This window comes from Virgibacillus senegalensis (assembly GCF_000821245.2).
Lineage (GTDB): Bacteria > Bacillota > Bacilli > Bacillales > Amphibacillaceae > Sediminibacillus > Sediminibacillus senegalensis.
In genome coordinates this window covers 446,480-462,119 of the sequence record NZ_LN611425.1, presented here as the reverse complement: position 1 = coordinate 462,119, position 15,640 = coordinate 446,480, and the positions used below count along the sequence as shown (strand labels likewise).

The window sequence follows — 15,640 nt, the reverse complement described above, 5'->3', positions numbered from 1 at the left end:
ACTGTAATTTTTTTCATTACATTTAAGGCGCAATCTATTTATAAAATAATCGTCTTTCCAAACTTATCCTTAAAGCGCGGCATAACAACTTACTCTCCGGTAAGTGCTTCAGCAACCTCTATGGGCTCATGGGTTACGAGGCTAGCCACATCTTTTATACTATAATCTGACAAAAAGGATTCCAACTGATTTTCGGCATCCCCAAAAATCGAAGTAATTGCCTGTTTCATGTTCGCCCCTACTACACATTCCGAATTGGGAGGCGGGCACTTTGGCACCAATGCACCTTCGCTTGTTATTTTATAAATTTCATTCAGCTTTATGTCGGCTGGGCTTTTCTGTAATATAAATCCTCCGCCACAGCCTTCTTTGGTAACGATAAAACCTTGCTTACGCAACAAACCGAGAATCTTCCTTATCCTGACAGGGTGAACACTTGCACTTTCCGCAATCGCATGGCTTGTCGCCATTTGATCAAGCTGTAGAGAAAGAAAGGTTAAACTATGAACGGCAAGGCTGAAATCACTATTCACTAGGAAGCCTCCTACCTGTTAATCTAAAAGTAGATGTTTAACTGTAATAATATTTATTATAGTTCCTTCTGTCAACCCTATTCCGTAAAAATCTACCTTAGAAACAAGCGAGTATGCTAAATTTATTAAATACTTTGGAAAACAATGAACTGGGAAACGAATTACAAGAAGGAACTATTCAAATTTGGATTCATCCTGAACGATTGGTTATCTCCTGAAAGTTGATGGCTTTTTAAAAAAGGCCGTCTCAAAAAAGCAACAGCTCCCATCTTATTTGTAGAAGGGAAACTTTGGCAGAGATACAGGAACCGTTAAGCTGAATGCATCTCCACCGTTTTTCTTCTTACATCTCTTTACTGCCCTGTTCCCCGTTTATCGAATAGCTGACCGTAAGCTCCGCATTTACTGAATGGGCAACGGAACAATACGTGTCCTTTGATAACTGAATTGCCCGGACTACTTTATCTTCCGGAAGGTCACCTTCCAAAACATAATGGACATGGATGCTAGTAAAACGTTTAGGATGACTTTCTGCACGTTCTCCATCTATTTCCACTTCAAATGAATCAGGGTTCAGTCGCATTTTTTTCAAAATTGACACGATGTCGATGGCGGTACATCCTGCTACCGCATTTAATAATAATTCAGTAGGACGAGCCCCTCTATTTTCACCTCCTGCATCTTTGGAAGCATCCATATGGATAGGATGACCAGAAGGAGTTGAACCCGTAAAAGAAAGCTTTTCGTTCCATCTTATGACGTTTTTCATCATCAAGCCCCTTTCTTCTAATTTAATTCTACTTTTCTCTTCTTGATTTTGTTTATGCGGACGAAACGGAGTTTTAGAAAGGCTGTCCCGAAATCGGTACAGCCCACTTATTCTATGAGTTGGCAGCTTCAGTGGCAATAGCCGTAATTAATTCCGCTACTTTCACCAGCTCTCCAACCGGCATCCGTTCATTGGTTGTATGAATATCTTCATATCCGACAGCTAAATTAACGGTTGGAATACCATGTCCGGCAATAACGTTGGCATCACTGCCTCCTCCGCTTTGCAATAGCTGGCTCTCCCGCCCGATGGTCTTTGCTGCTCTGCGTGCCACTTCTACGACATGATCTCCAGCCTGCTGTTTGTAGCCAGGGTACATCACTTTTACGTCTACATTTACACTACCGCCAAATTCTTCCGCTGTTTCTTCAAAAGCCTGTTGCATTTTCTTAACCTGGGCCTCCATTTTTTCCGGGATAAGAGAACGGGCTTCTGCCAGAATTTCAACATGGTCGCAAACGATATTGGTTTTCGAGCCACCTTCAAAGCGTCCGATATTGGCAGTCGTCTCTTCATCAATCCGTCCAAGCGGCATTTTAGAAATAGCCTTTGCTGCTAACGTGATCGCCGAAATGCCATTTTCCGGAGCAACACCGGCATGTGCTGTTTTCCCTTTCACCACAGCGTTGATTTTGGCCTGAGTCGGAGCAGCTACAATGATATCTCCGACGGTCCCATTACTATCCACGGCATATCCATAGGAAGCTTTCACCAAGGAAATATCCAGAGCCTTTGCCCCGACAAGACCAGACTCTTCTCCGGCCGTAATGACAAATTGGATGTCACCATGAGGGAGATCATTTTCTTTCAAAAGTCTGATGGCTTCCAACATGGCTGCCAAACCTGCTTTGTCATCAGCTCCCAAAATCGTTGTCCCATCCGATACAATATAGCCGTCTTTTACGGAAGGCTTAATGTCGTTACCAGGAACGACGGTATCCATATGAGAGGTAAAATATATCGTGTCAGCTTCCGCTTTGTTTCCTTTCAACGTACATATGAGGTTGTTGGCCCCATGTCCGGTCTTGGATTTGCTGTTATCCTCTACTACTTCCAGCCCAAGTGCTGTGAATTTTTTCCTCAATACTTTTACGATTTCTTCTTCATGTTCTGTCTCCGAATTTACCTGGACAAGTTCCAAAAACTCCTCCACTATTCGGTCCTGATTAACTTCTGGCATGTTTCACGTACCTCCTCGTTGTTTAAAAGGACTTTCTAGTCTCTTTTCTACGTTACTTAAATTCGAGGACCCCTGTCAATTTTTTCATCCTATTTTCCCATTATAATGGAATGTTGCCGTGTTTTTTGGCCGGTCGTTCTTCCTTTTTGTTTTTCAACATTTTCAATCCCTTAAGCAGCGCGATCCTCGTTTCCCTCGGATCGATGATGTCATCAATCATCCCAAGTCCTGCTGCAACATAAGGGTTGGCAAACTTTTCTCTATAGGTGGCAATTTTTTCACGTCGCGTTTGCTCTGGATCCTCACTTTCAGCAATTTCCCTGGCAAAAATAATATTGGCTGCTCCATCCGGACCCATTACGGCAATTTCCGCATTTGGCCAGGCAAAAACCAGGTCTGCACCGATCGATTTGCTATTCAGCGCCACATAAGCCCCTCCATAAGCTTTCCTTGTTATCACGGTGATCTTTGGGACAGTGGCTTCAGAATAAGCATACAAAATTTTTGCCCCATGACGAATGATACCGCCATGTTCCTGTTTGACACCAGGAAAAAAACCGGTAACATCTTCGAACGTTATCAATGGGATATGAAAGCTGTCACAAAAGCGGATGAAACGTGCTGCTTTATCACTGGCATCGATATCAAGACTTCCGGCCAGATGCTTCGGCTGGTTACAAACCAATCCTACCGTCTCACCATGCAGCCTGGCAAAACCGACAACAATATTTTTGGCAAACTGAGGTTGAATTTCCAAAAAGGAACCGTCGTCGACCACTTGTTCGATTATATGACGGACATCATAAGGACGAATCGTATCGAATGGAACCACGTCTGTTAAGTCCGCTCGATAATCCTCCTCCTCTTGAAAAGGGACAGCAGGCGGTCTTTCCTCATTGTTTGCAGGTAGAAAATGGAGAAGGCGGCGAACCTGGTCCAATGCTTCCTCCTCTGTTTCTGCCTTTAAATGAGCATTGCCGCTGACTTGGTTATGTATAGCAGCACCTCCGAGATCTTCGGCACTGATACTTTCTCCTGTTACGGTCTCGATTACTTTCGGCCCTGTGATAAACATTTGCGACGTATTCTCCACCATGATCACGAAATCGGTTATCGCTGGTGAATAAACAGCCCCGCCTGCACATGGACCCAAAATCACTGAAATTTGAGGAATAACCCCTGAATAGATTGCATTTCGGTAAAAGACCTGCCCATACCCATCCAATGAGGAAACGCCTTCTTGGATACGTGCGCCGCCGGAATCATTCAATCCAATAAAAGGGGTTCCGTTTTTCACAGCAAGGTCCATCACAGACGCAATTTTTTTGGCATGCATTTCGCCAAGCGCGCCGCCATACACCGTGAAATCCTGGGCGAACAAATATATTGCCCTGCCGTCGATTTCTCCATATCCGGTCACGACCCCTTCGCCCGGGGCATCCTTTTCCGCCATCCCAAAATCGTTTACCCGATGTTCGATAAATGGGTTTAATTCCACAAAAGAGCCTTCATCCAACAGATAAGCAATACGTTCACGTGCTGTCATTTTTCCTCTTTCATGCTGCTTATCGATCCGTTCATCCCCGCCGCCCATTTCTACTTTTCTTCTCTTATCGTACAATTCATTGATTCTATCAAAAATATCCATTCATTCTACCTCCGATTCCTGATGCTGACATAATTCAATCAACACACGACTTGCAGCCTTGGGATGAACAAAAGCAATTTGGCTGTTTTCTGCACCTGTGACAGGAGTTTCATTAAGCAACGGTACTCCTTTGCTTCGGTATTCGGACAAACGCTCCTCCAAATCATCTACTTCAAAGGCAAGGTGATGAACTCCTTCTCCTTTCTTTTCGATAAAACGGTGAATGGCTGATTGTTCATTCATTGGTTCCAGTAATTCAATCCTTGTTTCCCCTATTCTCAAAAAGGCGACTCTTACTTGTTCCGATTCTACTTCTTCTATTTTTTCAACATCCAGACCCAGGATATCCTGATAAAAAGGGAGCGATTCCTTTATTTGCCTGACAGCTATCCCGATGTGGGCTATTTTTTTAGGAGGAGCGGTACTCGCCCCGACTAGACGCTTGATGTAAGAAGCCAAATCATCGGTAGAGGCACCGCTAGTGAATATTTTTTTAATCCCTTTTTCTTCCAGGAAAGGGATATCTTCAGCGGGTATGACACCGCCGCCTATAACAGGGATATCTTTCGCATTACGCGCCTGCAACGCTTCAACCACCTTTGGAAAAAGCGATCGGTGCGCGCCGGATAAGGAAGAGAGACCGACTACATCGACATCTTCCTGAACAGCAGCCTGGGCAATTTGATCCGGGGATTGTCTCAATCCGGTATAAATGACTTCCATTCCGTGATCACGCAGTGCCTGGGCGATGACAAGCGCACCACGGTCATGGCCGTCCAATCCAGCTTTTCCTATTAATACACGAATTTGTTTCATCCTCTTTCCCTCCTATATGCCGTTGTACTCGCCGAACTCTTTTCTTAGTGTGTTGCAAATTTCTCCTACGGTGCAATAGGCTTTGACAGCTTGCAAAATATATGGCATTAAGTTGGTGGTTGTATCAGCTGCAGCTTTTGCAAGCTCATAGAGACAACGATCCGCCTCCTCTTGGTTGCGTCCCAACCGGACTTGCTGCACAGTGTGTTTTTGACCTGCTTCAAGCTCTTCATCAACTTTCATCAAATCAGGCTGTACATCTTCTTCTTCAATAAATTGGTTAAGACCGACCACGATTTCCTCGCCAGATTCAATTTTCTTTTGGGTTTCGTAAGCAGCTTGATGAATCTCTCGCTGCATATAACCTGCTTCGACTGCTTGAACAGCACCGCCTAACTTATCAATTTTCTCAATGTATTCCCATGCCCGTTTTTCGATTTCATCCGTCAAGCTTTCTACATAATAGGATCCCCCAAGAGGATCTACCGTATCGGCTGCACCGCTTTCATTGGCGATGATTTGCTGGGTCCTTAGCGCAATCCTGGCCGATTCCTCTGTCGGAAGTGAAAGGGCTTCGTCTCTTGAGTTCGTGTGCAGGCTTTGTGTCCCTCCTAACACGGCAGAAAGCGCTTGCAAAGCTACCCGAACAATATTGTTATCCGACTGCTGCGCAGTAAGAGTTGAACCACCCGTCTGGGTATGGAACCGCAGCTTCCAGCTTTTCGGCTCCTTGGCATCGTATCTTTCTTTCATGATTTTTGCCCAAATCCGTCGAGCCGCCCTGAATTTTGCCACCTCTTCAAAAAACTGATTATGGGCATTAAAGAAAAAGGCAAGGCGTGGGGCAAACTGGTCTATATCAAGCCCGGAAGCTAAGGCTGCATCTACATAGGCAACACCGTTAGCAAGGGTGAAAGCAACTTCTTGAACGGCAGTCGATCCAGCCTCTCTGATATGGTAACCCGATATGCTAATCGTGTTAAAGCGGGGCATCTCCCTTTGACAGTATTCGAAAATATCGGTAATTAGACGCATCGATGGCTTCGGCGGAAATATATAAGTTCCCCTGGCGATGTATTCTTTCAAAATGTCATTCTGAATGGTTCCGGTCAGTCGCTCCGGATCGACTCCCTGTTTTTCTCCAACTGCAATATACATACACAGTAGTACAGAAGCGGGTGCATTAATCGTCATGGAAGTACTTACTTGATCTAACGGTATTGAATCGAACAAAACTTCCATGTCTTTCAGGGAATCGATGGCAACACCTACTTTGCCAACTTCTCCTTCTGCCATGCTATCATCAGAGTCATAACCGATTTGGGTCGGAAGATCAAAAGCGACAGACAGGCCGGTTTGCCCTTGTTGCAGTAAATAGCGGAAACGCTGGTTCGTTTCCCGAGCTGAACCGAAACCTGCGTACTGCCGCATTGTCCAATACCTGCTCCGATACATAGTCGGCTGAATACCACGCGTGAATGGATATTGACCAGGAAACCCAAGTTTTGCCTGATAATCTTCCTGAGGCTGCTCAGGCGCATATAATCGATCAATTGGTATCCCGGAACTTGTTTCGAAACTTTCCTGTCTTTCCGGATACCGTTGAGTCGTTTTTTGGACTGTTCTTTCCCAAATCTTTTTTTGGTTGATAAAATCTGGTTCTTTCCCCATACGGTTCCTCCTTTATCTGTTTATACCTTTTCTAGAAAGCCATCCTAAAATCCTTTTTGCTTATTTTTATTATATATGAAATTGTTTGAATTTTTAATGGTAAGGGGGCTTGTTCAATCTTCTTAATCGCGGTAAAATACAAGTAGCTATCGGGGCGAAGGAGGTAAGGATATGGCAAAAAAACATACAGAACAGACTGTACAACGTAAACCATCCAAACGTGAGAGACGAATCAAGTTAGTTATTTATATCATGATTGTCGCTATGGTATTGTCTACCTTGACAATGGGATTATCTATGTTCATATAAAAACAGGCTGTCATTGCATTATCACTTCACGGATAAAACAATGACAGCCTTTTTGATAGGTTGGAAACCCGGCAAGATTAGCTATTTCTATATAAAACTCCGCTTTACCACTATATAATCCGCGAACTTCCAAGCATGTTATACATCACTCGGCTTATACGTTTTTTTCAACACTAGGTACTGCTCGATCTCATAAAGCAATCGAAACAAGTTCGCTCTTGTTTCAAATTCGACCCGGGTTTTTGGCAAGTCGTCCTTATCAAACGTTTTGCGCATTTCCCGTATCGTTTCCAAATGAAGTTTTGCTGTGTTTCCCGGATGTACTGCATCGGCCAATTCATCGAAGAAACCAGCCATCCGATAGTTTTGTTCATATAACCTGTCCATTTGACTAACTAGCGGAAGCATGCGACGAAGCATTTCAAATTGTTTTTTTCGCATAACAAAATAGTCAAAAAACGTATGTTTATCTCTTAGCACATGGTTTTCAATATCCCTTGCGACCAAACGTTCTGCCTCATTCAGTAATTCTTCTGTTTCCTTCAATTCTTTTCCCGTCCATGTTTCCCGGCCTTCCTTTAGATAGATAGCTATTTCCTTCAAGATGGTGCGAAAATTTTCCTCCACTTTTTCCTGTAAGTCTAAAAGGTTATTTTCCAGACTTGGCATGTACATATTTAAAAGCAATGCTGTACCAATCCCGATAATTATGAGGATAAATTCGTTGATCAATAACGAAACAGTTATCTGGCCGGAACTGTATAAATGAAGAATGATTACCGAGCTTGTCACTATTCCCGGTGTCAATTTCAGTAAAACAGTGGTTGGAATGAACAAAATCAGCAGGATGCCGATCGCAAACGGATGGAATCCAATCGTTTCAAAAACGGCAAAAGAAAACACCATGGCCAAAAGGCATGCGCCAAAACGATGCCATGAAGTAAGCATCGATCGTTTTCGCGTCGGCTGAATACATAGCAGAGCAATTATTCCTGCCGATACAAAATTTTGCAATTGCAGCAATTGAGCCAGCCAAATAGCTATCGGTGTCCCGATCGCTGTCTTTAAAGTTCGGTATCCTATTTTCACGCTTTGAACTCCTTACTTCCATATTCTTCACGGAATGATGAGAGAAAAAAACCTTGTCACAGTTTGTGGCAAGGTAAATCTTCTGTGGTATTTTTATATTTCTTCACAATGTTCGTCAAAAATATGCTGTAATTTTTCTACAACATCTACCGGTCCAAATCCTTCTATGTCGTGACGCTCTACCATTTTTACAATTTTCCCGTCCTTTAAAAAGGCGAAAGATGGGGAAGATGGCGGATATCCTTCAAAGTAGCTTCTTGCTTTTTCGGTTGCTTCCTTGTCCTGACCAGCAAAAACAGTTACTAAGTGGTCTGGCCGCTTATCATAATGAATGGCATTAGCAGCCGCCGGACGGGCAACTCCTCCCGCACATCCACAAGTAGAATTGACCATTACCAACGTTGTTCCTTTGCGGTTTAAAGCATGATCTACCTCTTCAGGTGTTTTTAATTCTTCATAGCCTGCTTCTGTTATATCTTTACGCGCCGAGTTGACGACATCTTCCATGAATAAATTGAAATCCACTTAAACCCTCTCCTTACAAGTTGATTTTGCTATTCTCATAGTACCAAGAATATCCTGCCGTTTCAATCAGACTGTTTAGCGATAAACCAATACGCTAGCCTGACTTAATTCACGTACTTTTCTGGAAACCTTGAAAGTCTTTCAACACTTAAATAATCTTGTAACTTTCCTATATAAAAATGCGACTGCTCTTCCGGTATGACAGCGTCTAGTGCAATTGCTCCAAGCAAATGGGCATTCGCTCCAGTGGAGGAAGCTTCATGAGAATTTTAGTCTGCAATAATAACATGCAGGATTCTTAAACCCCTAACCTTCCCATAACAAGTGATATCATCCTTCACTTATGTCATCTTCTTCCTTATCCTTGGTGTCGAGTTCTCCGCCAGCCACAGCCGATTTCCTTTTATACATGTCGATGACCAGATCGCCGACCCCCATGGCGATGAATCCATTCAGCATGCCGAATATCATCATGATATTTCCCCCACCTGTAAAAAATGACATGACCAATACTGCGGTACTATAAACCGCAAATACCAATCCTAAAATGTATAATATACGTCCTACAATCATTTTCTCTCTCCTTTGGTTCGCTTATTTTCTACCATGTTGCCAATTTTTTTAAATAGTCAGTATCTTGCTTTGTGATTTTTCGGAAATGCCAGGACGAGGATCTTTTATGACCAATGATCGCACTATTATCTGAAAACCAGAGACGTACGTCAAGTAGCCGAACAGATCTCGAATCATTATTCAACGACAGTACTATATCTGGACTTGATTGGTCTATATTTTCCGGGAAAGTAGGCTCGCTTTGCGAATAAATCATCAAAAAACGGTCGATTACCTCTGATGATTTTTTATCCGTATATCGAACGCTATATTCCACCTTCTCCGTGTTATTTTCCGGCTTACCGATTAGCAACGATCGACCATCGGAAGTTTCTTGTCCACCAGCATATCCAGACAGGTATCCGATTACAAAAACCAGCATCAGAACTACAACTGCAGCCAACCATCTGGTAATGGTCATCCCTCCTGAATCCATCATAAGTAATATACCAAGTTTACCATAGAAAGGAAGCTATTTCCTTTGTTGTGATACCGTCTCACACGCAGAGCAAATTTAAAGAAAAGAGCATGAAAAAACAGGGTGCAATCCGTTTTCATTACCCACCCTGTTTTTATTTCGTGACAATCTTCCTTAAAATCAGTATATTGGAGTGTTCTCACTGTTTGTATTCTCAAGGATTTCTTTTAAACGGGCAAGGAACTGACCGCAAATCAATCCATCCAGCACTCGGTGATCGAGTGACAGACAAAGATTCACCATATCTCTCGCAGCGAACATATCCTCAATGATAACAGGACGCTTGACAATCGATTCAACTTGCAGGATGGCAGCTTGAGGATAATTGATGACTCCCATCGACTGCACAGAACCGAATGAGCCCGTATTATTCACCGTGAAAGTACCACCTTCCATATCCTGAGCTGTGAGTTTTCCGTTTCTCGCTTTCGAAGCAAGTCCATGGATGTCCTTCGCAATTCCCTTAATGCTTTTTTCATCCGCTGCTTTTATAACAGGTACAAAAAGTTCTTGTTCCTTGGCAACGGCGATCGAGATATTGACATCTTTGTGCTGGATGATTTTATCTCCTGCCCACGAACTGTTCAATTGAGGGAACTCTTTCAACGCTTTAGCAACAGCTTTTACGAAAAAAGCAAAAAACGTCAGGCCGAACCCTTCCTCCTGTTTAAATTGTTTCTTAACCGAATTCCGGTATTTCACAAGATTGGTCACGTCTACTTCCACCATCATCCATGCATGGGGAATCTCTGTTTTAGCCTTTACCATATTATTAGCAATTGCTTTACGAACACCGGTTACCGGAATTTCTTTTGCTCCCCTACATGTTTGTACTTCTTGCCTGGTTTCTGTGCTAGGTTGCTGCGGTTTCGCTTTTTCTGTTCGGGATGGCTGTGGCATTGCTTGATCATCCCTTTGATCGGTAGTTCCGCCTGCAGCGATTACTTTTTCTATATCCTTCCGGGTGATTCTCCCACCCTTGCCGCTTCCTTCAACTTGGTCAAGCTGGATATCGTTTTCCTGTGCAAGCCTCATGACTGCTGGGGAGTATCTTTTTTTCATCGCCGTTTCTTCCGACTTGCCACCAGACGGAGCTTCCTGCCGGTCTACATCCTTCCCGGTTTCATCAGACGCAGGTGCAACGCTGTCGCCACCTGCTACTTCGATGTAACACATCAAATCCCCAACAGCTACAGTTTCTCCTTCTTCCGCAGCTATTTCTGTCAACGTACCCGTAAAGGATGATGGCACTTCTGCATTCACCTTATCCGTCATCACTTCTGCAATCGGATCGTATTTGTTGACATGGTCTCCAGGTTTTACTAGCCATTGGCTAATGGTACCTTCTGTCACACTTTCCCCAAGCTGGGGCATGTTGATTTTTTCTATGGACACAGCGTTCCCTCCACTTCTTAAAATTCTGCCAGTTCACGCATCGCTTTTTCAACTTTGTCTGGATTTACCATAAAATGCTTCTCCATTGTAGGTGCGTAAGGCATGGCTGGAACATCCGGCCCTGCCAGCCTCTGGATTGGTGCATCCAAGTCAAATAAGCATTCTTCTGCAATGATAGCAGCAACTTCACCGATAATACTTCCTTCTTTATTGTCTTCTGTGAGCAATAACACTTTGCCGGTTTTGGAGGCTGCTTCTACAATTGCTTCGCGATCTAGCGGATAAACTGTCCGGAGATCAAGAATATGAGCATCAATGCCTTCTTGCTCCAATTTTTCAGCGGCCTGCAAAGCAAAATGGACGCATAAACCATAAGTTATCACTGTAATGTCGGAACCTTCTCTTTTGACGTCGGCTTTTCCCAGCGGAAGCGTATAATCCTCTTCCGGCACCTCTCCTTTAATGAGACGGTAAGCTCGTTTGTGTTCAAAAAACAAGACAGGATCATCGTCACGGATTGCTGCTTTTAGTAGGCCTTTCACATCATACGGAGTGGAAGGCATGACAATTTTCAATCCGGGCTGATTGGCAAAAACCGCTTCAACGGATTGAGAATGATATAGCGCTCCGTGGACCCCGCCGCCATAAGGTGCCCGAATCGTAATCGGGCAGTTCCAATCGTTATTCGATCTGTACCTGATTTTAGCTGCCTCTGAAATAATCTGATTTACAGCTGGCATAATAAAATCGGCAAATTGCATTTCGGCTACCGGTCGCATGCCATACATTGCTGCACCGATTCCGACACCGGCGATGGCAGATTCTGCTAAAGGAGTATCAAGCACTCTGGCTTCCCCGTATTTCTCGTAGAGACCATCGGTAGCACGGAATACACCGCCTCTTTTACCGACATCCTCACCGAGAACAAAAACTTTCTCATCGTGTTCCATTTCCTCTGACAAGGCTTGTGTCACCGCTTGAATATAAGACTTTACTGGCATAAAAACCCTCCTCACTCTGCATAAACATGCTTGAAAATTGTATCCGGATCTGCGTAGGCAGCATTCTCCGCATAATCAGTCGCTTCATTGACAAGCTCCATGATTTCATCTTGCATTTCCTGCTCTTTTTGTTCCGTTAAAATCCCTAATTCACGAAGATAGGCCGAAAATGTGTGGATGGAATCTTCCTGCCGCGCGGCTTCTACTTCTTCCTTCAACCGATATGTACGGTCATCGTCATCGCTTGAATGAGCAGTCAGCCGGTATGATACTGCTTCGATCAGACTTGGTCCTTCTCCGCGCCTCCCTCTTTCGGCTGCCTGTTTGACAGCTGCATAAACCGCCAGCGGGTCATTGCCGTCTACTGTGAAGCCAGGCATGCCATAGCCTTGAGCACGGTCCGAAACATTTTCACAAGCAAGCTGCTTGCTTACTGGTACGGAAATCGCATATTTATTGTTTTCTACCATGAAGATAACCGGTAATTTGTGCACGCCGGCAAAGTTAGCCCCTTCATGAAAATCTCCCTGGTTGGAGGAACCTTCCCCGAAAGTGACAAAACTGACAAAGTCTTTTTTCTCCATTTTGCCAGCCAGGGCTATGCCTACTGCATGTGGCACTTGGGTAGTTACCGGGGATGAGCCTGTAACAATACGATTTTTCTTTTGTCCAAAGTGACCTGGCATTTGTCTCCCCCCGGAGTTCGGGTCTTCTGCCTTTGCAAAACCAGATAACATCAAATCTTTAGCAGTCATTCCAAAAGCAAGTACGACCCCCAAATCCCGGTAATAAGGAAGGACATAGTCTTTTTTACGATCAAGCGCGAAGGCCGCCCCAACCTGTGCTGCTTCCTGTCCCTGACAGGAGATGACAAACGGAATCTTTCCGGCACGGTTCAGTAACCACATTCGCTCGTCAATACGTCTTGCCAACAGCATCGTACGAAACATCTCCAGAACTTGTTCATCAGTCAATCCGAGTTTATCATGTCTATTTTCCGTCATTTTTTTCCCTCCTTGCTATTATCCATGTATTTGATTACCGTCCACGGCTAACGCAGCCTCACCAATTGCTTCTGATAAGGTCGGGTGTGGATGGATGGTCTCCCCGATTTCCCATGGTGTGGCATCCAGGACCTTCGCCAAACCTGCCTCTGAAATCATATCGGTGACATGTGGCCCGATCATATGGATTCCGAGAATATCATCGGTTGCTTGATCTGCAATCACTTTGACAAAACCAGCTGACTCACCGTGAACCAGTGCTTTTCCGATAGCGGTAAATGGAATCTTGCCGGTTTTAACTTGAAAACCTTTTTCCTTCGCCTCATCTTCTGTCCAGCCGACACTGGCAGCCTCCGGGTTGGAATAAATACAGGAAGGGACCTGCTCATACCGAATCGGATCAGGTGCATGATCTGCTATATGTTCGACAGCTTTGATCCCTTCATGGGAAGCGACATGGGCAAGCTGCATTCCCCCGATAACATCGCCAATGGCGTAAATATGGGATTCTTTTGTTTGATAAGCATCATTAACCTTGATTACTCCACGTTCATCCACGACTATATCCGTATTTTCAAGGCCAATGTTTGTTACATTTGCTTCCCTGCCAACTGAAACAAGCATTTTATCTGCCGAAAAAGTCTCCTGCTTTCCGTTTATTTCTGCTGAAATTTCGATACCTGACCCTTTCTGAAGGGAGTCCGGTAAAACTTTTGCACCGGTATGGATATTGATCTTTTTTTGTTTTAGCTGCCTAGCCATTTCTCTTGCCACATCTTTATCCTCTGTAGGTAAAATTCTGTCCAAGTACTCGATTACGTCTACCCTGACGCCAAAATCAGCCAGCATCGATGCCCACTCGATGCCAATCACTCCCCCGCCGACAATGACAATCGATTCTGGTAATTCTTCCATTTGCAAGGCGTGGTCAGAAGACATCACCAGTTCTCCGTCCAATGCCAATCCCGGTAATGACTTTGGTTTGGAACCAGTTGCAATGATGACATTTTTCGGCACCAACATTTCGTTTTCTCCGCCATCCTCCAGTTCAACCGATATTGTTCCAGCTGTTGGAGAAAAAATGGACGGTCCAAGAATTCTCCCAGTTCCGTGATAGACATCTATTTTTCCTTTTTTCATCAGTCCCTGTACACCTTTATGTAACGTATCAATGATGTTTCGTTTTCGTTCCTGTACTTTTAAAAAATCAATTGCTGGTTCCGATACGCTAATGCCATACTTTTCCGCTTCTCTTGTCTGACGGAAAACTTCAGCACTTCGAAGCAAAGCTTTGGAAGGGATACAACCTTGGTGAAGACATGTTCCTCCCAGTTTCCCTTTCTCTATAACTGCTGTTTTCAAACCGAGCTGCGAAGCCCGGATTGCAGCCACGTATCCGCCTGTTCCACCACCTACAATCACTAAATCATAATCTTTTGCCATCGACTCACTCCTTCACTGATTCTGCAGGGTTAGGGTATTCCTTCGGTTCCTCTTCACCGGAAAGCACACGGATTGTCCCTTCCGCAAGTGCCTGCAATTCATTTTCGCCCGGGTAAACCAGTACATCAGCGATCCAGTTGACCCGTTCTGCAATCAATTCAACAAACGCCGCACCATATGCTAGTCCTCCGGTAAGAACGATGCCATCAACTTTTCCGTTTAACACGGCAGCCATTGATCCGATTTCTTTTGCCACCTGGTAAGCCATTGCTTGATAAACGATCTTTGCCTGCTCATCGCCAGCTTCCATTCTTCTTTCTACTTCCTGAGCATCATTGGTTTGTAAATAACCCACCAATCCACCTTTTCCTACTATTTTTCCCATCATTTCGTCACGAAAATACTGACCGGAAAAACACATGGATATCAAATCGCCGGCAGGTACTGTACCAGCTCTCTCTGGCGAAAACGGTCCATCTCCGTGCAAGCCATTATTGACATCTACTACCCGACCCTGATCATGGGCCCCGACAGTAATGCCTCCGCCCATGTGGGCTACAATCAATCGCAAATGCTGATACGGCTTTTCTAATTCAACTGCTGCACGCCTAGCCACAGCCTTTTGGTTTAAGGCATGGAATATACTTTTTCTTGGAATGTCCGGAACTCCTGAGTATCTGGCGATTTCGGCCAATTCGTCAACCACAACAGGGTCGACAATAAACGCAGGGATGTTTAACCCCGAAGCTATTTCATATGCCAAAATTCCACCAAGATTGGAAGCGTGCTCCCCATTATATCCCATGCGTAAGTCCTGCAACATCATCTCATTGACCAGATAAGTTCCGCCTTCTATGGGGCGGAGCAGTCCACCCCGACCGCAAACGGCGTCAAGCTTGGAAATATTGATCCCTTGTTGATGAAGCTGCTCCAGAATCACCGACTTACGGAAAGCATATTGATCGATTACCCGGTGATACTGGTTAAGTTCTTCAGCGGAATGCCTGATCGTTTTTTCAAACACGTATTGGTCATTATCGAAAATACCGATTTTTGTTGAAGTCGAACCTGGATTGATTACTAATACTCTATGAACTTGCAACACCG

The 15,640-nt window shown here is 44.3% G+C and carries 16 protein-coding genes; 1 reads left to right on the top strand and 15 read right to left on the bottom strand.

The features are described from left to right. Positions 1-89: 89 nt before the first annotated feature. The 6 genes from BN1067_RS13010 to BN1067_RS12985 all read right to left on the bottom strand — a co-directional run bounded on the left by BN1067_RS13010 (position 90) and on the right by BN1067_RS12985 (position 6,677). On the bottom strand, positions 90-533 hold the full coding sequence (locus BN1067_RS13010; RefSeq protein ID WP_053219289.1) for an RrF2 family transcriptional regulator: 444 nt from the start codon (positions 531-533) through the stop codon (positions 90-92). 343 nt (positions 534-876) lie between these two features. Continuing rightward, positions 877-1,302: an OsmC family protein gene (locus BN1067_RS13005; RefSeq protein ID WP_053219288.1), complete on the bottom strand. Its 426-nt coding sequence runs from the start codon at positions 1,300-1,302 to the stop codon at positions 877-879. 112 nt (positions 1,303-1,414) lie between these two features. Next, entirely contained in the window at positions 1,415-2,542 is a 1,128-nt protein-coding gene (locus BN1067_RS13000; protein ID WP_053219287.1) for a M20/M25/M40 family metallo-hydrolase, read from the bottom strand. Between the two features lie 100 nt (positions 2,543-2,642). After that, the gene (locus tag BN1067_RS12995; protein ID WP_053219286.1) at positions 2,643-4,190 is read right to left on the bottom strand and encodes an acyl-CoA carboxylase subunit beta; all 1,548 of its coding nucleotides are present in this window, start codon (positions 4,188-4,190) and stop codon (positions 2,643-2,645) included. Next, positions 4,191-5,006: a methylmalonyl-CoA epimerase gene (mce, locus tag BN1067_RS12990; RefSeq protein ID WP_053219285.1), complete on the bottom strand. Its 816-nt coding sequence runs from the start codon at positions 5,004-5,006 to the stop codon at positions 4,191-4,193. Between the two features lie 12 nt (positions 5,007-5,018). Then, complete coding sequence (locus BN1067_RS12985; protein WP_053219284.1) at positions 5,019-6,677, bottom strand: acyl-CoA mutase large subunit family protein; 1,659 nt, start codon at positions 6,675-6,677, stop codon at positions 5,019-5,021. Between the two features lie 171 nt (positions 6,678-6,848). Between BN1067_RS12985 and prli42 the strand changes: the two genes are divergently transcribed. Then, positions 6,849-6,986, top strand: a complete 138-nt coding sequence (gene prli42, locus BN1067_RS19895) for a stressosome-associated protein Prli42 (protein WP_199868526.1) — start codon at positions 6,849-6,851, stop codon at positions 6,984-6,986. A 138-nt stretch (positions 6,987-7,124) separates the two neighbouring features. Here prli42 and BN1067_RS12980 read toward each other — a convergent pair whose 3' ends face one another. From BN1067_RS12980 to buk, 9 genes are all read right to left on the bottom strand, one after another. Continuing rightward, positions 7,125-8,075, bottom strand: coding sequence for an aromatic acid exporter family protein (locus BN1067_RS12980; RefSeq protein ID WP_053219283.1), 951 nt, complete (start codon positions 8,073-8,075; stop codon positions 7,125-7,127). Between the two features lie 93 nt (positions 8,076-8,168). Continuing rightward, complete coding sequence (locus BN1067_RS12975; RefSeq protein WP_053219282.1) at positions 8,169-8,600, bottom strand: BrxA/BrxB family bacilliredoxin; 432 nt, start codon at positions 8,598-8,600, stop codon at positions 8,169-8,171. 330 nt (positions 8,601-8,930) lie between these two features. Then, positions 8,931-9,173 (bottom strand): hypothetical protein, encoded by a 243-nt coding sequence (locus BN1067_RS12970; protein ID WP_053219281.1) that lies wholly within the window; start codon positions 9,171-9,173, stop codon positions 8,931-8,933. Between the two features lie 28 nt (positions 9,174-9,201). Next, the gene (locus BN1067_RS12965) at positions 9,202-9,633 is read right to left on the bottom strand and encodes a hypothetical protein (protein ID WP_053219280.1); all 432 of its coding nucleotides are present in this window, start codon (positions 9,631-9,633) and stop codon (positions 9,202-9,204) included. 177 nt (positions 9,634-9,810) lie between these two features. Beyond that, complete coding sequence (locus BN1067_RS12960) at positions 9,811-11,064, bottom strand: dihydrolipoamide acetyltransferase family protein (protein ID WP_407701381.1); 1,254 nt, start codon at positions 11,062-11,064, stop codon at positions 9,811-9,813. A gap of 38 nt (positions 11,065-11,102) precedes the next feature. Beyond that, complete coding sequence (locus BN1067_RS12955; RefSeq protein ID WP_053219278.1) at positions 11,103-12,086, bottom strand: alpha-ketoacid dehydrogenase subunit beta; 984 nt, start codon at positions 12,084-12,086, stop codon at positions 11,103-11,105. Between the two features lie 11 nt (positions 12,087-12,097). Next, on the bottom strand, positions 12,098-13,090 hold the full coding sequence (locus tag BN1067_RS12950) for a thiamine pyrophosphate-dependent dehydrogenase E1 component subunit alpha (protein WP_053219277.1): 993 nt from the start codon (positions 13,088-13,090) through the stop codon (positions 12,098-12,100). 18 nt (positions 13,091-13,108) lie between these two features. Beyond that, complete coding sequence (gene lpdA / locus BN1067_RS12945) at positions 13,109-14,533, bottom strand: dihydrolipoyl dehydrogenase (protein WP_053219276.1); 1,425 nt, start codon at positions 14,531-14,533, stop codon at positions 13,109-13,111. A gap of 4 nt (positions 14,534-14,537) precedes the next feature. After that, a complete protein-coding gene (gene buk / locus BN1067_RS12940; RefSeq protein ID WP_110943603.1) occupies positions 14,538-15,635 on the bottom strand; it encodes a butyrate kinase in 1,098 nt (365 codons plus the stop codon). Positions 15,636-15,640: the final 5 nt, after the last annotated feature.